This is a genomic window from Sutcliffiella horikoshii (genome assembly GCF_021991925.1).
Taxonomy (GTDB): Bacteria; Bacillota; Bacilli; order Bacillales; family Bacillaceae_I; genus Sutcliffiella_A; species Sutcliffiella_A horikoshii_F.
In genome coordinates this window covers 407,608-428,387 of record NZ_RXZI01000002.1, presented here as the reverse complement: position 1 = coordinate 428,387, position 20,780 = coordinate 407,608, and the positions used below count along the sequence as shown (strand labels likewise).

Here is a 20,780-nt window from a genome sequence, read left to right as displayed (position 1 = left end):
TTACAGCCCCCTTCTCTGAAAATAGACCACTTCAGGGTTTGATGTGCGAACCCCTCGCACAAATGCCACATGGGCTCGGGTGACAAAAATTTGCGTGCGGAAAGCGTACACCACCGTATCCCCGACCTTCATGTTCTCTTTTTTCTCAAGAGCCCCGTAATAGTCGATGTTCTCAGGCGAAACAAGGGCTGTATGGGTGCGTTGAGTGAGAATCGCTGTTTCATCGCTTCCATATAGAGCAGACTCCATGTTCCCTCTCGCATAAAATCCGCCAGCAATGGTATAGGCAAACTCTTCGTCCATATGGGAGATTTCCGAGACGTACACCATGGATGGCACTTCTTCGAGGTCCTCCCTATACGCGTGCAATGGGGTGGTCCCTGTTATGGCGTGTCCAGGCTCCCCATGTGTCACACCGCTTTCTTTTAATAGTGGCATGGTATAGCAGCTTGTGGCACTTGGGGCATTCACTTGCAAGACTTCGAGATTATGCTGTTCCAAGATGGCCTTTGCGTGATGAAGTGTCTGGATATTGGAGGTGAACGCCATGCCATTCTTTTCTTCATTCAATTGAAAAACCGGAAAACTCGTTATCCCGATGATCCGGATCCCAGGTAGCGTGGTGAGTCGCTTGATTTCCTCATTCAGCTTTTCCAACAGAAACCCGCCGAACTGACCTGGGAACACCTGGTCCGTTGGTTTGATGACACGCAAAATGACATCCTGCCGTATCCCAAGCTCCATTGCTGCTTTTGATAACTGTTGGGCCCTTTCATAGGAAAATAACGTGATCACTTCTGGTTGGAGCTCTTCAAGGGCGTACTTCCACTGGCTGTTGGATGGCTGGACAAGATGGCCGAGGTTTCCTATCTTACAGCCACCCTCCTTTAGCATGGCCGCCTCATCGATATCCACCCCGACAGCTTTTTCCATCCCATTCTGCTCGATGATCTGACCAATGAATGGACTTCTCCCTATTTGTTTGGTCATATAATAAAGCGTGATGCCATGTTCGGAAGCGGAGCGAGAGAGTGCTTGGACATTTTCCTCGATCTGGTCGAGGTCCAGCACATAGGTATTGGCCGGAATATCGCCATTGCGGTGAAGTATTGTCGCGGTCCTCACCAGCTCCTCATTTCTTTTCAGTGTCATATCAAGAAACATGTTTGATCACCTCATCGCCACTTTTTCAAGCACACGGTTCAGGATACGGATGACCGTGCTTGCCGAGGATTTCATCGGATTGATTCTCAGACCATACTCTTTCAGTTCAGGCTGACTTTCCAAAAAGCTCCCAGAAACCCGATAAATCATCGGTATCAATTCAAAGCGAGATTCGGCTCCGACCGGGTAAGTAGCCGCACCAAACTCCGAAGCTGCCTTGATTACTTCTTGAGCGATCGGCTGTTCAAGTTCCACGATGACATTTTTGGATTGGGAATTGGTGATATACACCTCTTTGACATGAGGGACTTCGCCTGAAGCGATTCTTTCCCGCAACTCTTCCACCTGCTCGTTTTGAGTAGCAAGCATAACAGGTGCAAAAACAAGGCTCCTTAGCAATTCATGTGCTTCAAATCCTTGCACTTGGCCGCCACCTGAGTAATTACGGTGATGAATCTGTTCAATTGCTTCCTTTTTGCCCAAAAGAATCCCTATCCCCTGTGGCCCAAGCAGCTTGAAGCCGGAAAAAGTGGAATACTCCGCGCCATACTGAACGCCAATCTTTGGCATTTTCATCGCACAATAATTATCATCCACAACAATGGGAAGGTCTGGGCGTATTTCTTTTACAAGTTGAATGACTTCATCCAATTGGTAGGTATCTGTTGGTTGTTGCCTTGCATGCTGTACATAAAAGACCCTGGAATCGTTATCAGAATGTAAATGCTCGCGCAACTTATCCAAGTTATTGAAATCTACTTGCTTTTGCTTTATTCCCATCATCCTGAATGTTTCTTTGGTTGTCATATAGACCGGTGCGGTATGAACGATGCACGTATCACCTGGCTCCAACAGCTGGCTTAAGATAATCCGGATTGCTCCAGTCCCGCTCCCCCTGACCAAGGCGCATGCCTCCGCATCAAAGGTTTGGGCAAGCACCCGCTCCACCCGGGCGGTCACATATGGACGGTTATATGCTGGATGAAGTCCCACATCCCCTGTCTGGAAAAATTCATTATCTGCAAATTCTCTCGTAATCTCATCTATTAAACGGAATTGTAGTGCCTGCGCCTCTTTCATGCTCAAATTAGGCAAAATGGAATCTGCATATCTCATAAGCTCGCCTCTTTTCGTATGCTGAATGCTTGCTGAGGATTTTTTATTAGTAGTTTTTCGATCACATTATCCTCCACTCCCTGTTCCCTTAACCTTGGGATGAAGCTGCGGAGCACCACGTCATAACCTTGTCCACCTTTTGCCCGCATATGGGAATTGCGTGTCAGGTCACTTGATAGTAACAACTGGTTTTCATAACCGTTTTCTAAAAATTTCATGAGGGACGCGAGGCGGTCTGCATCTGTCCGGTAGTTTTCCTTGCCGATTGTGTCCAGTGCAACAAAAGCACCAGAAGCAAGTACCTCCAGGACGACCTCATCCTGTTCATTCAGATCCTGGTGACCGATAATTACCTGGTGCAGTGGCAGTCCTTCTTTTTCAAAAAGGTCGATCTGTTCCAAGGCCATCGTTCCAAGTGTGGTGTGAGTGGACAATGGAAGCTTCGTAACTTTTGCTGCTTCTATTGCCCCGTGGAAAAGCTCCAGCTCAATCGGCTCGAATTTATTATGACTGCTGCCGATTTCCCCAATGACACCTGGCAGTATATCCGTCCCGTCCATTCCATGCTTAATTTCATCGATCATCCATTGGCAAAAATCATCCCGTGTGTAGCTTGTCCTGTCCTCCGGGATAAAAGGATCTTTATAACAGCCAGTACTTGCGACAATCTGCAAATCCAGCTCACGGCCTATTTGAAGAAGGGCAGGGATATTCCTGCCCATTCCATAATTGGTTACCTCAATAACCGCTTTTCCTCCGTGTGCTTTAAAGCTTCTAAGGTCTTCCGTTACAAGCCTCACATTTTGCAGCGCTGTATCCGGATCGCCTTTGATCCTGCTTAGGTCAATGCTTAAATGCTCATGACACGCACATACCCCCAACTCTTCCGGAGCAATCGGGCCAAAGATAGTTTGAATATACATGTAGATCGTCTCCTTCTAATCAAGGTTTATTGTGGCGGTGTAAAGAGACCGAGTAACACTAAAATGTTTCCGATGATACCTACTGCAATGGCACCAAGAGGTCCAACCGCCATTCGGACAATCGGGCGTCCAGCCGCTTCATTGAGCAAGTAAATACCGGCGATGGCGAAGAACCCGAAACCAGGTACAATCGCATTGGCCGCGTTCGCTCCACCAATCAGCAATGCCACTTCAAGCACCCGTGTCATGGCAGTACGGATATTTTCACCTGAGGCACGTACTCCAGGATAGCGATCCAAAAACTTAGCCAAGTACGTCAACAGCCAAACTTCCGCAAAAATAATCAGCGCGCCGGCAATGGCAGCAACCACTGGATTAGGTGACAGGATTCCTGCCCCAAAGACGAATGTGAATCCCGCAGGACCATACACCCCTGTTGCAATCGCAGTACTAGCAATCAGCGGTACAAATCCGATTGCTTTTGCAAAAGAAGCAATCGCACCCTCAGAGATTTTTCCTTCTGACAATAGATTAAGAGATATTGGATCTCCCGCAACAATCAGATAGTTGGCAGCTGCAGAAATAAGCGCCCCACTGACCATTAAAATCCAAACATGTTTTTTAATTCGATTCACACGGTCCACAAACAGACTCGCAAGTGTGGACAAACTCGTATCATCCGATTTCTCCCGGATGGCAAACGTCATCAAGAAAATCATTCCCACGACAAGTGCGATCCCTTCCGGACTTAAAACCACCGGCGTTCCTCCGATAGAAATAAGCTGCTCTGTGTTGGTGAAAACAATGATTTGTCGTGCAAGAGCGGAAACTAAAAATGCGATAATCCCTTTTTTCACACCAAATTGCAGCGCAATCGCAATCGCCGGGAAGACCATGAAGGATACGACAACCGGCGCGCCTACTAGATTGAACCCATCAACGAAATTCAGCGGCAGCTTTTCAAACCCTGCCACCACAAACTGAAGGCCAAAATAAACCCCAGCACCGTAAAGTCCACCAATCAGACCGGCTACAGCAGTCGATACTTTCCCCTTGTTCAAAGAAAGCCCGATAATATCCGTTCCTAGCAAAATACTATGGATCAACAAGATCCCGCCAGCGATGGAGATTGGTATTCCAAATCCGATGACAAGTCCAAAACTCATCGCAAATGCCGTCACAGAAAGTTCTTTCCGCGACATGCGCCCTTCCAGATTTTCCGGTACAACCGGTCTCAAGCCGTCATTAAAAACAGCAATCCCCATATTCGCCATGACGGCTCCTACTACCCCTAGTAAAATTAATATTCCTGCTTCTAATACCATGAAAAACTCCCCCGTTTCTCCCTACTTTTTTAAAAGCTCAGCCAATAGTAGCTCCACCGCTTTTTCCTTGTGATCCCCTGTAAAACCGAAAGCTGTTGCCCCTTGCTCCACTGCCTCCTGTACCTTCCCCTGCACCGGCGGTTTGCCTGGCATGGAGATGGTGGCACATTTGTTTTTCCCAAGAAGCGCAATGGCCATCGCAAGTGCACCGCCTCCACCCGTATGGCAAGCCCCAACATAATAGTCTGCCTGTCCATTCTTCAACATCATGGCAGCTTCCAAATCCGGCTTGACTTGTGTTTCCACCTTTCCATTGCCATGCTCGATGACCAGCTTTTCAATTTCACTTTTTTCTACTTGCCCGCCAATTACGATTTTCATAGTGAATCCCTCCAGATTTATAGATTAATTGGTTAAAACGCTTACAAAGTGCATTTGTAAAAAGGCTTTTTCCTCTTGTGGCAAAGGCTCCCCCAGTTGCTGTTCAATCCATTCCACCCGTTTGTTTGCTTCATTAATATAAGGAGATTGTTGCACCTCTTCCATTATCATCTCGGGTGGTGCTGAGAGCTCTTCTCCCCTGTCCATCCTCGTCACAGCCATTGCCAAATGGGTAATGAGCATTTGGTACTTCTCTTCTTCTTGAGTGGAATTCACAAAAGCTTCCATTGTTTTAAGTGTGATAGCCTGTGCACGTTCGGTAATGGTTTCCGTCGACATAAGGATATCGACTCGTTCTTTAAGCATGCTCATTATTTTTCACGACCTTTCTATTAGGTTAGTAGCAAAATACAAAAAATTGTATTTTAGGATTATAGTAGTTGGAAAGCTTTTTTTTCAAGCAAACGGCGGGGTCTTCTAGAGATTTTTACTGAAGACTCCGCGATTTATATAGTTTTAATACCTCGGAATAACTTCATTTCTCTCTACTTGCTTCTGAACTTCCCTTACCTCATCCATTGAAATAAGCTTTAATAGATATTCCAGTTTTCTATTTCCTCTGTTCATCAAGCATACGGCTTCGGTCATTTCCTCTTCCATTTGCAGAGCAGCAGAAGTAGTCAGTGGGCGGATGTTGATTTGATTTTGATTCCTTTCATCTACATTCCAAACGGTCGCATCTATCTTCCCTGCTTGCAGATTGGATAATAGATGCATATAGTTCAGCGAAATCAACTCCACGTCTTTCCCTTCCGTTTCTGCAAGTATCAACGTCTTTTGGTCAGTAGATGAAGGGTCAACCCCTATCTTCATCCCATCCTTGATTGATTCGGAAGCTTCATCGGCAAACATTAGGGCATGATTGGATACATATGAATGGGGACCAAAAGCCAGTCCCAGCTCTAGGTTGTTATCTTCAACCATATGCTGTTTGGCTGAAAACCTCGATACCAAAGCAAGGTCATATCTTCCTTCACGGAGTGCCCCGACCCGAAGGCTTGAACCTCTCATGAAAGCAATGTTAAAGAAAATATTCAGCTTTTCAAAGGCAAAGGTCAGACCAGTGGCCATCCCTTCATACTTTTTGGAATACGGCAAAGGCATAACCGCTGTTACCTGATTGACCCCTGCACATTTTAATAATTCATTCGTATCCTTATACCGGAGAAACGTTCCTAGATGCCCCCGTGACTCCAAGGAAATAGCCTCAAGCTTTACAAGCCTTTGAAGAGTTGTCTGGATGGTCCCCCGTCCGACCTCAAGCTCTTTTGAAAGATCCTCCACTCGCGGTATTCTTTCATTCACTTCCACAAAAAGCAGCTTCTCACTTAGCTTCTGCAAAATAATCCCGCTTTTTAAATACAAATTTACACTCTTTTTCAATAGCTTCACCATCGCAATATACAATTTGTTGTATATTGTGATGGTAACATGTGGCAGGGTTGGTTGCAAGCGTTTTCTTTTAAGGGAGGGGTTCAGGTAAAAGCGTTAAACCCCCACCACAATGATGATTCCCCCTTCTTCCATTTTGTAATTCTTAATTTTACCGATTGGAATCTTACGAACAATCTCCCAACTATTAAAATCAATTCTCATATGCCCACTCTTATAGGTAAGGTGGGGCGGCTTATCGAATATACGCTTATTAAGAATACTGAGGTTTAAGGGTTTTAGTTTCGCAATCTTGAAGATCAGCTCTCTACCTTCTATCCTGACTGGTTGGAGGGTGATGGAAAAGGAGAGATCTTTCTTTGCCACCTTTAGGTCCGCTTGCGCTTTTCCAGCGATGTGAATCTCCCCCTCCTTAATTTTCACAGTGACTTCCTGGAGTTTATCATTTCTTCGTAGCACTTCTTGCAGCATGGTAGCAGTGATTGGCACCGGAATGCCATTGGCGTCTTTGACGCGATTAATACCATTCTTTACTTTTTCGAAAAAATCCATGGAGATCGCCTGCTTTCTTGGAATTTCACACTGTCTAACAAGGTACTTTACCCTTCACCATCAACATATTAAAACATCCCATATTCATTCGGCGTTTCTTCTGGAATTTCCTGGCCTACATCCCACAATTCCACAATCCTCTCGCCTTCAAAACGAAAAATATGAATCACCGCAGCCCCGAGGTCCATAGGATTCTGTTTAATATGAGAGTGAATAGCAACTTTATCTCCATCTTCCATAGCATGCTTCACTTCAAGTGTTTTGTTGGGGCTTTGAACCGCATTTTCTTCCATTGCTAACATGAGCGATTCAGCGTCCCCACGAAAATAGGGGTTGTGGTGACAAAAATCAGTGGCAATGTGGCGTTCGAATGCTTCACGGATTTTTCCGGAAGCAACCATTTGAAGAAATGAGATGGCTGCCTCTTTGTTTATAGTACTAATCATTTTATCTCAACCTTTCATGTAGTATATTGCTTACCTTAACAGCTATCTCTACTGAAGAATGATAATAGATACTCTTCATAAACTTCGTCTTTGGCTAGCATAAGTCCTTCAGCAACCTAAAAATAAAAAGACTCCTCTGCTACAACAGCAAAGGAGCCTGTGAATACTATGTACTTACTGATGGACTTTTTCGCCCTAGACAACTAAGTATACACCACCGTTCATGATTGCTGATGAATGTGATGACAATCTCACGCTGGTTTTCCTCCTGAGATTGCCTCCATCCACCCTATGATGACAATCTCACGCTGGTTTTCCTCTTGAGATTGTCTTCATCCACCCTATGATGACAATCTCACGCTGGTTTTCCTCTTGAGATTGTCTTCATCCACTCTATGATGACAATCTCACGCTGGTTTTCCTCTTGAGATTGTCTTCATCCACCTTATAATGACAATCTCACTTTGGTTTTCCTCTTGAGATTGTCTTCATCCACCTTATAATGACAATCTCACTTTGGTTTTCCTCTTGAGATTGTCTTCATCCACCTTATGATGACAATCTCACTTTGGTTTTCCTCTTGAGATTGTCTTCATCCACCTTATAATGACAATCTCACTTTGGTTTTCCTCTTGAGATTGTCTTCATCCACCTTATGATGACAATCTCACTTTGGTTTTCCTTGAGATTGTCATCCACTCTATGATGACAATCTCAACCTGCATATCCTCTCGAGATTGTCTTCAGCCACTCCGCAATAAAAGACTCCTGAAAAATGAATTAAAATTCATAGTGACGCCATTGTTTCGTTCCTTTACATTGCATATGTCTTTTTAAAGTTCGACTTATCGTCCGCTTTGGTAACACTTCACCACACCACTCAAAAATATTATTCGTGGTAATTTTCTTTTCTGGGAACAACATGGTAAGCTCTCTCACGTTTCTCATAATGAGAGATTCCGATATTTCTTTCTCCCCACAACTATTGCATATACATTTAGTTGCCATAACACTCATCTCATATGCTCCACACTTTATACAAGTACATCCTTTTCTAAGTTCATGAAATTGGTAGTTTGGTGGGAGATGAAAGGGTGCTTCTTGAATATGAAGGGAGGTAAGCTGATTGGCTAATATATGGTGGTTATTGTTCAATTTGGGAGAGTCAAATTGGAATCGCTGTAGGTATCTATCAATTTGGCCAGGAAAAAGAAAAGGCTTATTGACGGGTGCTTGGTATAGGGTGAATTTAGGGTTGATGAAAACGACTAATGCTTGGATAGGCAGGTTGCAGCCGAGCTTTTGGAGAAGCTGACGTAACAAAGATTCAGTCCTGTTTAGTTGGATTAAGGGATTGGTTACCTCTGATTGCGGAGGAATTCGAGTGTATAAGCGGTCTGAATCGTAGAAATAGTCACCATCAAAGTTCTTGATTTCAAATAGATAAACAGTGTCAGGGGCAATAATTAAAGTGTCTATTTGAAAGGTGTTTCTATTTTGCAGTAGAAGCAGATCGTTGAGAATTAGACAGTCAGACTGAAGGGTGGCGGTTAAACTATCAAATTGTACTTCCCCTTCATATCCTTTACGGAGGTTGTATAGGTGCTTCCTCTCCTTTTCTGACAACTTAACTCGGGTGTTTAAGTATTGATATACCTTCAGTTCACGTGGCATGGATCGAGATTTATATAACATGACACACTCCTTTCTGTATAAATATAACAGATCGAGAATAAGTAGTGTGAATTTTTACTCATTTTTCTAGTTTTATATTATGAAGACAATCCCGCACTCTTTTCCTCTACGAAATTGTCTTCATCCAGTCCTATACAATCAACTCAACCATCAAACCCCCTTACCAACCACAACTGCCCGCTTCAACCGCCAACCTCTCATCAGCGTATACGTATAAATCCCAAGCGCCACCCAAATACACATAAAGGCTACAAGGTGAGCGTCCGTAAACGGCTCATGGAACAAATACACACCCATGATCAGCTTGATGGTCGGGGCAAAATACTGCAAGAGACCGACCATGGAAAGCGGAATCCTCTTTGCGCCACTTGCAAATAAAAGCAATGGGATGGCTGTGACCACACCGGACAGCAACAGGAGCAACGTCACCGCTACTTCTCCACCAAACGCTCCACCACCGCCACTCGCACCATGCACATAACTCAAAAACAACAACGCAAAAGGTGTAATCAACAATGTCTCAATCGCCAGCCCGACCAACGCTCCCACCTGAACCATTTTCTTGATCAAACCATAAAAAGCAAAACTCAATGCAAGCATGATCGCCACCCACGGAAAGGTTCCAAAGCTGAAAGTCAGCACGAGCACACCTGCCCCTGCTAGAATGATAGACAATGTCTGCAATCCAGACAGCTTTTCTTTTAACACGATGACAGCAAGCAAGATGCTTACCAGCGGATTGATGTAATAGCCAAGGCTCGCTTCGATGACGCGGTCGGCATTCACCGCCCAAATGTAGAGACCCCAGTTAATGCTGATGAAGATGGAGGCAAGGCTTATTCCGATCAGCCTTTTCCGATTCTTCAAAAGACCCTTGAGCTCCAATGTAAAGGAAGGGATTTTTCGCAACGCAGCCAAAATAAGCAGCATGAACACAAGCGACCAAACGATTCGATGTGCAAGGATCTCACCGGCTGGGACATGGTCCACCAGCTTCCAAAATAAAGGGAGAATTCCCCATAATATGTAGGACAAACCCGCACAGATAACCCCTAACCCAAACTCCCTGTTTTCTGATGTATGATTCATAACAGTACCTCTTTATTCTAAGAATGTTTGTAATTAGTTTAGGCGGGCAGCAACCAAATTGCAACGAAAATGTTTCGGGATACGAAAAAAAAGCGAGGGGCAACATGCCGCTCTCACTCTTCTTCATAATAAAGCGTATAGTCCCTCACATGGGCTTCTTTTAGAAATGCAGCGAAACGGGAATGGTGTTCAAAAAGTAGACGATGCTGATCTTGGGCTTGAGAAGTTGTGATGCGACGGTACATTTCGAGGAATTGTTCCAGTGAATCGATGTATTCGCCTGCTTGATTGGATAGGTGCTTTTTGGATTGCACAATGCTTTCATTTATTTCTTCGTTTCTACGCAGTAGGTTTTTCAAGGTCGGTGAAGCGTTATGCAGAAACTCACCGGAGGAAAACGGAAATTTATATGTATCTTTCATTACTGGACTCATCTGCTTCCTCCTGTCACAATCTGAGCGGAACGAATGTTACTGGCTAGTTCCTTGTCTCTATCAAAAAGAACATCCAGTGTCACCACCACATCTTGAATGAATTTCTCCAGATGCTTGATCTCATGTTCAACCGTTTGTATGATTTCTTCAAGCGGCCCCAACACCCCATGCTCGATTGGATCGAAGCTCTCATCAAACACAACACTTCTGGCTTTTCGCTCTTTCGGAATCCCACCAAGGATTCCGAAATTCGACATCCTACTTTTAGGGAGTAGTACACTCGGGTTGGCCTCCAAAGCACTTATCCCCATTCCTATGTCGAACTTCACACCTGAATAAATCTCTTCCAGTTCACCATGGATATAGCCCCTTATCTCTCGGATGATCTGCTGCTTATCCCCCACACCATTCTGGCATTTTTCCATGAACAATAATAATTCTTCCCTATCAAGAAGAATCGGCATACCACCAATTGGGTCAAGCATATTAAAGTATGTCTTCATATGACCTGTTTTGTATAATTCGGTCAAATGTGCAATTCCATGATACTCTAGCTGATCACGCTGTTGGTAACCTTGAAGCAACTGATATCCAAAATACGGGTTAAACATTAAAGGTTTTGCAGACTGGTTTGCCTCTTTTGCAATATTTACTCCTAAAATGAACCTCCCTAACGGACTCTCATACATCTCTTTCGCCTTTTCTAACCCTATCTTCCTATCAAAATTTCCAAACCCTTCAATAAACGAAGAAACCCCAGCATTATACCGTAATTCCTGCAACTTAAAAAAAGGCATCCACGTCAGATGGGAAAAAGGATACTTCGCAACATTCGTGAATTCCTCCGTCTCCAAGTCACCCAAATAATGAATCTGCGAACCTATGTAAAGCTTCCCCCTAAAATCTTGAGCATACAGAGGCTCCCCTTTGACGCGAACATGTTCGATGATTTGGGAAGGTTCGTTGTAGTACTCTTTGGTGTATTGGATTAGGTCTTTTTCTGGGAGGATTAGTGGATTTTTAATTCCAAGGTTATTCTTAAGATGTCTATTAAATCCTTCATCAAACAGGCTAAGAGTATAAGTATTTATTGGTGCATCATTTAAACCCCTGACATTAACAAAGGATGTATTTACATAATTTGAAGAAGTGTTTATTTTTAAAGCTAGGTTTATAACCACATGACCACCCAAAGAATGTCCATCTCCAAAATTGGTTGGCTCAAACCCTTGATTTAAAATAGTGCTATTTACCCTTTTAAAGAAATCTTCTGCGTCATCTAGTTGTAATGTATTGGAAGCTGCGGCTATTCCTGTTGCATTATAGTAGGCATCATTACCGTCGTGAGTTCCTCTATAAATATAGTAAACTTGATCAATCTGTTTATCTGGCAAATGGAGGTGTATCGCTAAACCATCCATACCTGATCCATTTCCAATTTGTAAGGATTCACTGTCATATAAAGTAACATTTTCACTACTTAATGAAAATCCGGTATCTTTTTGAACAATTGCTAAAACCTCTTCAACCATTACTACGTCGTACTGTATTTTTGTTAATTCATTTCTTGCATCATCCGATATAAAGGCTTTCCCGCTCATTAATCGTTCCCCGTTACAGTTTCAAACTGTACACTTTCCAACATAGTTTTCATGAATTCTACTTGTTCATTTGTATCAATGTTACACCCTTCTGGACAGACGATAGAATAGTCCAATTCCATTGTTTGGTTAGTAGTTTTGTCCGCCACAAAGCCGTAATAAACATTTGCCCCTTCATGGTCAGGGTTTCCTAAAATCCACTCTTTTTTATTAGTGTCATAGTGTTCAACCTTTTTTTCCAAGAAAATAATTAGGTTATTTGCTTCATATAATTCATAATATTTTTTTCTATCATTTTCATCCTTAAGAAAATCTATTTGAAACTGGACTTGGTCACCATCAACTTCTTTGTAGGTGTTTTTTATGCCGAAAATTTTCTTTTCTTCATCCTCTTTCTCAGCTACCCAAACTTCATAAAAATCTCCCTGTCTCCCATAAAATTCAGGCGGATCACTAATCAATTGAAAATCACTAGGAAACAACATCGTATATGTACCAATCTTCGATTCAAACACATGGAACCCTTCAGGCGCCTGTTCCTCTTGCATTATAAAATCCCTTGTAAAGGAATCCTTCAATGCAGGAGTATCGTATTGCATCCCTCTCACCACGAAACCCCCTCCAATCAGTAAAATTCCAATAAAGCCGAGCACTATCCATTTCTTATACAAATATAATCGCTCCTTTCTATAAGAGCTTTTTTCAAAATTATACCATGAAGTTCTATGAAGGTTCTTTCGGTTTTGTTTATTGCTTGAATTTAGCACAAAAGGCCTAGTAAGAAAGCTAAAATTCACCCTAGGAGATTAGTTTTAAAGGTTTTGGAGGGGTTAAATATATTTTGGTGGAATTTTAAATATTGGCTGGAGCACCTAAGGAAGGTCTGGAACTTGCCCACCTTCCTTAGCCGTTCAACAAGGTTGTAAATTCTATGGAAAGCACAACACTTAAGGATAAGGATATTAACCAATCTTTCTTCCTTGTCGTTTTCAGTAATATATTTGCAGTGGAAGTAATAGCCATTAGTATGCAAAAAACAAAAAGTATCATTATTAAATCCATCTTTAATGCTCCCTAACTGACTATTATTTAATATGGTTTTCATGGTATCACACTTGTAAATTTTAGTATATATGAGAATTTAAGAGGGGTAGGTCGCATCTAGCTATCATGTGTGATTGGTCTCTAAAATCTTTTAACACCAGAGCCCACTAAATGATATAATACAGACGAATAGGTCTTATTCCCTAAAATAAACAAAAGGAGCACCTCTACATATGGGAATCTATAACCCTGAACGAAACCTCAGAGCCCACATACTCAAACACTTCCACTCACATCCAAAGTCAATCGAACACATCATAAAAGACTATCATTCCAACTCTGCCCTTAACCACGCGCTAGTAACGAGTTTAAAGGAGAAAATACTCTTAAACTTAAGAAACTATCAGGTATGGGATAGGTTTGAAGATGCAGAAATTGAGAGGTTGATCGAGCTAGAACTGCACTATCACATCGAAAGAATGAAGTCCGTTCATCAAAAACAAACGTTTTATGCAGAATCCTTTAGTTCTCATTTTTCTATTCAATTTGCGGGAACTTCGTTACTTATAATCTCACTACTCCTCTATACCATCTATCAGGTTTTAGTAAAAGATTTCTCCCCCTCCTCAAATAGCGTTCAATATAGTAAAGGTGATATAGAGACCTCTAGTGGCTTTGTTCTTCTCTTCATGGGAATTGTCTTTCTTCTAATCGCAGGGCCACGGGTTGAAAGATTGTACGGTTCTGTAAAATTCATATACCTGTTTCTCCTACCAGGGTGCATTATTTTCCCCTTTCAAAATGGAACAATAATCGAGCTTTTATCTGGGTGTATCTGTGGAATAATGGGAATCTATCTCGGATTGACCTTATTAAGAAAAGGAAAAGCTAGCTTGGATAAGGCTTGGATAGTATGGGGATGCTTTTTCATTTATCTTGCAACCTATTATTACAAGTTAGGATCATTGTTTAACCCTTTTCCACTTATTGTTGCCGCTGTTATCGGGTTTCTTTTCTCGAAATGGATAAAATTCAAAGTTCGTGGAGTGAAGTAGGCCCCCTTTCTAAATTTATAGGCGATATACCCTTGCAAAAATGCGATAAAAGTATCATATTAAAAGGTAGGAGGTGCGATATGCGAAACGATATACAACCAAATGAACGGGCATATTCGACCAAAGAAGTTGCAGAAGAAGTGGGGATTGCCACACCTACAGTACGTAAGTATGGACAGATATTAGAGCGGAATGGGTACGAGTTTTTAAAAGATGGTGACAGACGGATCTTTGTTGAAACGGATATTGAAGCACTTATAGCGCTGCGCGATACGGACAAGCCACTCGACAGCACGGCACGCGATATTGTGGGGCTACAAAAAGAACGGTTAGAAAACACAACGGAAACGGATATAGCGCTACCCGATACGACCGATACTCTACCGAGCGATCCAAACCAGATTAAAGAAGCTTTTAGATATTTAGTCAATGAGCTAGCAGCCGCACGTGAGATGAATGTTCAGCTCAAAAACGATATGACACATATTAAAACAACAGTGGCTCAGCTTCAACAAGACCATCATGTGATTAGTTCCAGCATTGGTAACTCTGCACAACGGACCAATAACAAGATTGAAAGATTAACAGAACAGCAAAGAGCTAACTACGAAGCTTTGCTAGAACAAGAAAGAGAAAGAACGGAACTCTTACAGGAAGAAATACAAAAAATGCGGGATGACCAGAAAAAAGAGTGGGTATCCCAGAATGATTTTAATAGACGATTAGAGGAAGAAATGCAAAAGCGTAATGGTGGGAATTGGAGTTGGCTGTTTTCGCTTTTCAAGAAATAAAGTACTGTTATTAGTATCGTATCGGGGGGCGATATACAAGTGGTAGCCCTAACAAATACGTTTAGAGCTAATACATATTCAATATTTTGGTGCACGATACGATAGAAAAATCGCTTATGATACATGGTAGTGTTATCATAGGCGATTTTTAATTAATTACTGATTTTTGTGTCGTATCTTGATTTGTCAGCTTTCATTATTCAACAATTTCCCGAGAAATATTACATAAGATGACTGAATGTCGACAAATACAGACGAATCCATTTATCTCTTTAATGGTACTTCTTTTTCAAATGGAACCCATTTAGTGATATTCTGTATATCTAAATTATAGGTTTCGGTACTAATTGGCATATTGGTTTGGAAGACAAATGTGCCTTCTGGGGTAACACGGTTACTAATAATTTCTGTGTTAACAATTTTATTATCGCCTTTCACTTCCACAGTGAAGTCTTCCATGTTTTCTATTGAAGTCCTCCCCCTAATGGTAACCATTTTGGAGTTGGCTGTTACAGGTTCTGTTGTTATGGAATCAATGATCCATTTATTAGCTATAACATTCTCGGATTGTTCAGTCAATTCGAATTGGGTGTTTTCAGGTTCGTGTAGTCGGAAGCCCTCTATTAATAGTAATAACTCTTCGTCCCCAGAGAGATTCTTATTTGCCTCCTTTCCCATTGTTCGGTTAGTGAACTCAAATTCTGTGGTAAAGGACTGACCCATATACGACTGAGAAGTTGTACCACTTTGAATAAGATGTTCCTTTTGATCCTTTGTTACTACCAAAAATTCTGGCATTATCATCGTATATTGCTCATCGTTTTCTCCTCTAGCCCTCATAATATCGACGAGTCGTTTCTTCTCTGAATCAGAATACTCCGATCTTAATGTTAATCTATGTGCATTTGTCGAAGATTCCCAATCAAGAAAATTGGTCTCAAAGTCTTCAAATTTAAAATCACTTTGAATGGCATGTTTGCTAGTTTGTGCTTTCGCTTCCCTGATATCAATAGGAATTTCCAAGTTCCACACACCATTCTGCCAAAATAGCTCTCTAAACTGAACCTGCACCTTAAACGCATCAGGTAAATTATCTACTTCACCGGGTTTTATCACAATAGTTTTTTCGAAAAAGCTTTTACCTCTCCATGATGCTTCTCCAAATGGGAATTCCTGTCCGTTCTCGTCAATTGTCTTAATGTTTGACGGTATATCTTCATAAGCCTCATTAATTTGACTAAGGTATTCCACATTATGTTTCTTTAAGTAATCCTCTAACACCCATTCTTCCGGCTTTAATCGGTAAAAAATTTCAATTTTTAGAGGGCTGGCACTTATATCGGTAACTTCCAATAAGATACCTTCGTCCTTCACCGAAAACAAAGCTTCTTTTTCTTCTTCGATTACTGGTAGGCTAGCATTACCCCCATCACTTTCTTGTATACCACTATAGAAGGCTGCTCCTACTCCTAATGCAAGGACAATGCTTGCAGCAGTTAACAACTGATAGGGCCAGTTGCGCTTTTTCTTTCTCGCCTGATACGGCTCGAGCTTGCTTAACACTTCACCGTCAAATCCAGCGGGCAGTACCGGGGATTGAATTGCTTCTTGGAGGAAGGCATCCTCTTTTTGTAGTGCACTCACCACTTCGCGACAGGATGGGCAGAACTCCAAGTGTTTTTCCACATGCTTCTTTTCCTCCTGAGACAGCACTTTATCCACATAAGCAGCCAGCTGATTAAATTCGAAACATTTCATGAAAATAGCCCCCTTCCTCCTGTTTCATGTTTTTCCTCAATCGATTTTTTGCCCGGTGAATTCTGTTGGCTACCGTGTGTACGGGTATGTCCAGCACTTCTCCAATCTCCTCATAACTCAAGTCGTTCGTATATTTCAGAAGGACAATGAGGCGATCCTCCTTTTTTAATGTGGTCAATAAGTTTTCCAACTGCCTGTATTTTTCTTTTTGAAGATAAACGACTTCCGGGGTCAGACCCCCGCTCCCTGTTTCATCCGAATATTCCACCGTTTCTACTTTCTTTTTTCGAAAAGTATCCATGCAATGATTGACCGAAACCCGGTACAACCAGCTTGCAAAGGTCCCCTTTCGGTCATATTTCTCAAGTTGCCTATACACTTTGATAAAGCACTCTTGAACAAGGTCCTTCGCGTCCTCCGGATTCTTCACCATCCGGAGGACCATCCCATAAAGTCTGTTCTTATACCGATTTATGATAAACGCAAATGCCTGCTTATTCCCCGCAAGCACCTGCTCCACAAAATAAAGATCGTCCTGCTGTTCCAAAAACCCATCTCCCTTTGTCCTTGATGCTCTGATAGTGCTACCTACTCATTATAACGTGTTGATTGTGGAGAAAATTTCAAGAAGTGAAAAAAGATTTTTAGGGCGTCGAGGAAATACAAGGGGATTACATAGAAGTAGCCCGAAGTTAATTTACATAACCTCGGGCCACTTTAGTGTTCGATATCTATCTCTTTTCCAAAACGTTCAACAATGTAGCTTTAAAGCTCTCATAGACATATGTCCATAGAGTTACATCCGCTACATATCTCTCCTTTAAAGTAGCAATGACTTCCTTCTGTTTATCTGCAAAAGTAGGATCTTCCTTAGGTGGCAGCGCCGCGCGGAGTTCATCCACGATTTGTTGCACTTCAGGTGCTCGCGGTCCCCATTTGCCTAAAAGTTCTCCTTGTTCGCTCAAAATTAGAATCATTGGAATCGCTCGGCCCCCATTTGTCAAATGGCGGTCAATCAGGCTTGTGTCGGCATCCCTTAAGGCTACTCGAACATCAATATCTGCTGCCTCAGCCAACTTGCGAATGACCGGGTTGATCATCATCGCGTCGCCGCACCAATCTTCTGTTATCGTCAGAAAGTGCAGGGACTGATGTTGCAACTTTTCTACCAATCCGTCGGCAGGCAATCGGAATTTTTCATAGACAGTGAAGCTTTCTTCTTTCAGTGTACTCATTTCATCCATATATGCCTGTATGGATTTGCCTTCTTGGAAAAATTTTTCTTCGGTTTTCATTGTGGGATCCTCCTGTAAGTTTGATGGTCAATCTCTTTTCTTTGCTTCCTTAGTAAAATGGTCAATTGCCCATTTACTTTCCTTGTCCAATATCGCTAATGCATTGAGTTTGTCTTGAGGCGCATTATTAGTCCATTCCTGAAGTGTCTGTACCACATCTTTCTTTTCAGGAAAATATTGAAGAAAGATTTCAGCTTGTTCCCCAAGCTTTGTCGACCATATCTGCGAGCGGGCCAAGACCATGGAGTAGAAGGTTCTTATCAGTTTTCTGGCGAAGCCTTGTGTGGTTGCGTTGAATTCATCGTCAGACGCTCCATTTAGCTTTTTCAAATATCGCTCCGAAACCTCAGCTATATCTCCATTAAAACTTATCGCTATGTCCTCTGTCAGCTTATAAGGTCCGAAACGTTCGCGAAGGTCTTCTCCATCTACACAAACACAAAGTTCACGTAGGAATGCCTGTTCGTAATAGTTATTTGGATCCATACAATAATCAAGAGTAGTTTTCGCAATCCCTACCTCGCGGACCAGCGAGTGATACTTACGGGACAAACTCTCACCTAGCTTCTTCACTCTTTGGTTTTCGTTGTTATGTAGATCTCGCTTGAATATAGCTAGTATGTCCAGGTCTGACTTACCTTTTTCCGCATCACCTCTGGCTACGCTTCCGTACACATAAACACTATGTAGTAGGTTAGGAAGCTGTAAGTGAAGGGTTTCGATTGTTTCTTGGACACATTTCTGATAAACGAGTGCTATTTTTTCCACTCCCACATCCCGAACAATGAATCCCTTCTCATCAAGTCCATATCCTTTACGCAGATGGTTCATTAGATTTCCCCTCTCTAATGATTTCTTCCAATTCTCAAGGTTCATTATCTACTTGATTCAGTGTTTTTCGGTAAAAAGGCCAAGTCAAAAAAAGATAAACCAAGCGACATGCCCAAAGCAATGGAGATAGATTTATAGTAATTAGGATCACCGATGTTTATGAGAAAGCTCAGGCCGAAGAATATGGCAAAATAAAGAATGAATCGGCCAGCTCTCCTTTGTAGTTCTGGACGCGGTAATTTCCTTGCTTTCCATAAGATTGCAAAGAGAAAGTAAAGCAATGAAGCTATTAGAAAAATTGCGTAACCGCTCACCATCACAGTTACGAATGGGTGATTTACATCCCTGTAAACGATGAAGATTGTTAGAATGGTGCTGATAGTGAAGATTATTAAGTAAGCTATGGATATTTTTCGCATGATTTTGACCTCGATTCTAAAAATCCCCTATTGCTTGCTGCTCAATTAATATGAATTATACATTATGGAATGTATTCCCACCCTTGGCGCATGGCACACGACATTATAAAGAAGTCCTGAAAATTCCTAATTCCCCGAATGAGATATTACTTTCTTCCAACCCCTCTTCATTTACTGTGCCAATCATATTTATTTCATTCATCGTTAGATACATCTTTTTACTGGGGTTAGCTATTTTACGCTTGTATATACCCTTCAATAAGAGTACTTGTTCATCATTCATTTCATAGTATTCTTGCCAAGCATTTATGGCCGATGAAAACTCCATAACTTGCCTTTTCAAAATTGCGCCACCATTATCAATCATTGTATTAATAGGGTGAGAAGAGTATATTTGATTCTGATTCCTCTCACCCCAAAAACCTGTTGTGATGACAGGGGTATCTCTGCCTCCAATACTTTCATATAAATATAGCAGCGTTTCTGTACTGGCTATTTCGATAATCTTTTTTGGGGAACCTTGAAATAATTCTATAGCTGGCTGATTTATGGTCTCTATATTGTCATTTCTAAATGCAGCCACCACACTATTCTGACAGAATGTTATCGTGCCCCTGGTGCCTTGATTATCTTGAACACTATAATTGAACCCATCCCAAGAATGCTCATTAGATATTTCAGGGTAATGAGCTACCATCATGGCATGAGCAATGGACGCCAATATGCAACCATTCCATAATTGTTGATAGTCCCATCCTTCTCTTAAAATAGCTTTTTTTTCAATGTCTCCAACCAAGTTCAGCACCTCTTTCCTCTTCACTAACTAAAAAAATTTTAGAAATGGAAGAACCCTCCCCTTTTCTAACTTTAGGCTCACATATTCTTTAGAAATAAATCCGTTTATTTCTACATCTAATCTCTTTGTTCTTCCTCGTATCCATTTACAGCATTCCTTATAAAGTTCTTTTAATTCAGTTGGCTTTTGGATCAATTGATTATCATCATAGTATTTGGTTTCAACCCATAGCCTCCCTTTTGAAACATCCATTTCTCTTATGGTAGTCCTCGAAAATTCAATAACTGGAGAAGAAATGGCGTTCATTATTTTTCTTCCATTGGTTAGTTCCTCAAGTTGATAATTTCCTAGACTTTCTTTATAAGCATAGACCTTAAACCATCCTTTACTAGAAAAAGGGTGAGGTAACTCACTCACCTCAACCGGTAAACTATGTACTCCTTCAAAAAGGACCTTACATCCAGCCTCTCTCACTAAAAAATCAAAAAAATCCATTTCAGTTTCTTCATCCAATATGAAGGACATCTGCTGCCCCATAGTATCGCTCCTTCCCAAAGAGTTGGTTCAACCGTTTCTGTTTTTAAAGAAATAAGAAATAAGAGGCCATCCTTCC

Annotated in this window: 24 protein-coding genes; 3 read left to right on the top strand and 21 right to left on the bottom strand. The window is 41.8% G+C overall.

Features of this window, described 5'->3' with window-relative positions; translation table 11 throughout:
• The 14 genes from EKQ44_RS07520 to EKQ44_RS07455 all read right to left on the bottom strand — a co-directional run bounded on the left by EKQ44_RS07520 (position 1) and on the right by EKQ44_RS07455 (position 12,786).
• Positions 1 to 1,164, bottom strand: a complete 1,164-nt coding sequence (locus EKQ44_RS07520; protein ID WP_237662936.1) for a YhfX family PLP-dependent enzyme — start codon at positions 1,162 to 1,164, stop codon at positions 1 to 3.
• A 6-nt stretch (positions 1,165 to 1,170) separates the two neighbouring features.
• Positions 1,171 to 2,280, bottom strand: a complete 1,110-nt coding sequence (locus tag EKQ44_RS07515; RefSeq protein ID WP_237662935.1) for an aminotransferase class V-fold PLP-dependent enzyme — start codon at positions 2,278 to 2,280, stop codon at positions 1,171 to 1,173.
• Positions 2,277 to 3,203, bottom strand: a complete 927-nt coding sequence (locus tag EKQ44_RS07510) for a phosphotriesterase family protein (protein ID WP_237662934.1) — start codon at positions 3,201 to 3,203, stop codon at positions 2,277 to 2,279. Before EKQ44_RS07510 ends, EKQ44_RS07515 begins: the two co-directional genes overlap by 4 nt.
• 26 nt (positions 3,204 to 3,229) lie before the next feature.
• Positions 3,230 to 4,528, bottom strand: a complete 1,299-nt coding sequence (locus EKQ44_RS07505) for a YhfT family protein (protein WP_237662933.1) — start codon at positions 4,526 to 4,528, stop codon at positions 3,230 to 3,232.
• 21 nt (positions 4,529 to 4,549) lie between these two features.
• Positions 4,550 to 4,909, bottom strand: coding sequence for a DUF2620 domain-containing protein (locus EKQ44_RS07500; RefSeq protein WP_237662932.1), 360 nt, complete (start codon positions 4,907 to 4,909; stop codon positions 4,550 to 4,552).
• Positions 4,910 to 4,933: 24 nt separating this feature from the next.
• Complete coding sequence (locus tag EKQ44_RS07495) at positions 4,934 to 5,281, bottom strand: PRD domain-containing protein (RefSeq protein WP_237662931.1); 348 nt, start codon at positions 5,279 to 5,281, stop codon at positions 4,934 to 4,936.
• A 144-nt stretch (positions 5,282 to 5,425) separates the two neighbouring features.
• Positions 5,426 to 6,364: a GntR family transcriptional regulator YhfZ gene (gene yhfZ / locus EKQ44_RS07490; RefSeq protein WP_269151605.1), complete on the bottom strand. Its 939-nt coding sequence runs from the start codon at positions 6,362 to 6,364 to the stop codon at positions 5,426 to 5,428.
• A gap of 93 nt (positions 6,365 to 6,457) precedes the next feature.
• The gene (locus EKQ44_RS07485; RefSeq protein WP_237662929.1) at positions 6,458 to 6,913 is read right to left on the bottom strand and encodes a hypothetical protein; all 456 of its coding nucleotides are present in this window, start codon (positions 6,911 to 6,913) and stop codon (positions 6,458 to 6,460) included.
• Positions 6,914 to 6,981: 68 nt separating this feature from the next.
• A complete protein-coding gene (locus EKQ44_RS07480) occupies positions 6,982 to 7,359 on the bottom strand; it encodes a nuclear transport factor 2 family protein (protein WP_237662928.1) in 378 nt (125 codons plus the stop codon).
• Between the two features lie 780 nt (positions 7,360 to 8,139).
• Complete coding sequence (locus EKQ44_RS07475; protein WP_237662927.1) at positions 8,140 to 9,054, bottom strand: nuclease-related domain-containing protein; 915 nt, start codon at positions 9,052 to 9,054, stop codon at positions 8,140 to 8,142.
• 150 nt (positions 9,055 to 9,204) lie between these two features.
• Positions 9,205 to 10,143: an EamA family transporter RarD gene (gene rarD / locus EKQ44_RS07470; RefSeq protein ID WP_237662926.1), complete on the bottom strand. Its 939-nt coding sequence runs from the start codon at positions 10,141 to 10,143 to the stop codon at positions 9,205 to 9,207.
• A 113-nt stretch (positions 10,144 to 10,256) separates the two neighbouring features.
• The gene (locus tag EKQ44_RS07465; protein WP_237662925.1) at positions 10,257 to 10,577 is read right to left on the bottom strand and encodes a hypothetical protein; all 321 of its coding nucleotides are present in this window, start codon (positions 10,575 to 10,577) and stop codon (positions 10,257 to 10,259) included.
• Positions 10,574 to 12,178, bottom strand: a complete 1,605-nt coding sequence (locus tag EKQ44_RS07460) for a DUF6792 domain-containing protein (RefSeq protein WP_237662924.1) — start codon at positions 12,176 to 12,178, stop codon at positions 10,574 to 10,576. Before EKQ44_RS07460 ends, EKQ44_RS07465 begins: the two co-directional genes overlap by 4 nt.
• Positions 12,178 to 12,786 carry a hypothetical protein gene (locus tag EKQ44_RS07455; protein WP_237662923.1) on the bottom strand — a complete coding sequence of 203 codons (609 nt, stop codon included), beginning with the start codon at positions 12,784 to 12,786 and terminating at the stop codon, positions 12,178 to 12,180. The genes EKQ44_RS07460 and EKQ44_RS07455 overlap by 1 nt, the downstream gene beginning before the upstream one ends.
• Positions 12,787 to 13,109: 323 nt before the next feature.
• Between EKQ44_RS07455 and EKQ44_RS07450 the strand changes: the two genes are divergently transcribed.
• From EKQ44_RS07450 to EKQ44_RS07440, 3 genes are all read left to right on the top strand, one after another.
• Positions 13,110 to 13,256, top strand: a complete 147-nt coding sequence (locus EKQ44_RS07450) for a hypothetical protein (protein WP_237662922.1) — start codon at positions 13,110 to 13,112, stop codon at positions 13,254 to 13,256.
• Positions 13,257 to 13,455: 199 nt separating this feature from the next.
• A complete protein-coding gene (locus EKQ44_RS07445; protein WP_237662921.1) occupies positions 13,456 to 14,277 on the top strand; it encodes a hypothetical protein in 822 nt (273 codons plus the stop codon).
• 80 nt (positions 14,278 to 14,357) lie between these two features.
• Positions 14,358 to 15,068, top strand: coding sequence for a MerR family transcriptional regulator (locus tag EKQ44_RS07440; protein WP_237662920.1), 711 nt, complete (start codon positions 14,358 to 14,360; stop codon positions 15,066 to 15,068).
• A 264-nt stretch (positions 15,069 to 15,332) separates the two neighbouring features.
• Here EKQ44_RS07440 and EKQ44_RS07435 read toward each other — a convergent pair whose 3' ends face one another.
• The 7 genes from EKQ44_RS07435 to EKQ44_RS07405 all read right to left on the bottom strand — a co-directional run bounded on the left by EKQ44_RS07435 (position 15,333) and on the right by EKQ44_RS07405 (position 20,704).
• Positions 15,333 to 16,826 (bottom strand): anti-sigma factor family protein, encoded by a 1,494-nt coding sequence (locus EKQ44_RS07435; RefSeq protein WP_237662919.1) that lies wholly within the window; start codon positions 16,824 to 16,826, stop codon positions 15,333 to 15,335.
• Positions 16,807 to 17,373: an RNA polymerase sigma factor gene (locus EKQ44_RS07430; RefSeq protein WP_237662918.1), complete on the bottom strand. Its 567-nt coding sequence runs from the start codon at positions 17,371 to 17,373 to the stop codon at positions 16,807 to 16,809. The genes EKQ44_RS07435 and EKQ44_RS07430 overlap by 20 nt, the downstream gene beginning before the upstream one ends.
• 184 nt (positions 17,374 to 17,557) lie before the next feature.
• The gene (locus EKQ44_RS07425; RefSeq protein WP_237662917.1) at positions 17,558 to 18,121 is read right to left on the bottom strand and encodes a thioredoxin family protein; all 564 of its coding nucleotides are present in this window, start codon (positions 18,119 to 18,121) and stop codon (positions 17,558 to 17,560) included.
• 27 nt (positions 18,122 to 18,148) lie between these two features.
• Positions 18,149 to 18,952, bottom strand: a complete 804-nt coding sequence (locus tag EKQ44_RS07420) for a nucleotidyltransferase domain-containing protein (protein WP_237662916.1) — start codon at positions 18,950 to 18,952, stop codon at positions 18,149 to 18,151.
• A gap of 44 nt (positions 18,953 to 18,996) precedes the next feature.
• Positions 18,997 to 19,371: a hypothetical protein gene (locus tag EKQ44_RS07415; RefSeq protein WP_237662915.1), complete on the bottom strand. Its 375-nt coding sequence runs from the start codon at positions 19,369 to 19,371 to the stop codon at positions 18,997 to 18,999.
• A 103-nt stretch (positions 19,372 to 19,474) separates the two neighbouring features.
• Entirely contained in the window at positions 19,475 to 20,176 is a 702-nt protein-coding gene (locus EKQ44_RS07410) for a hypothetical protein (RefSeq protein WP_237662914.1), read from the bottom strand.
• Positions 20,177 to 20,194: 18 nt separating this feature from the next.
• Positions 20,195 to 20,704, bottom strand: a complete 510-nt coding sequence (locus EKQ44_RS07405) for a nucleoside triphosphate pyrophosphohydrolase family protein (protein WP_237662913.1) — start codon at positions 20,702 to 20,704, stop codon at positions 20,195 to 20,197.
• Positions 20,705 to 20,780: the final 76 nt, after the last annotated feature.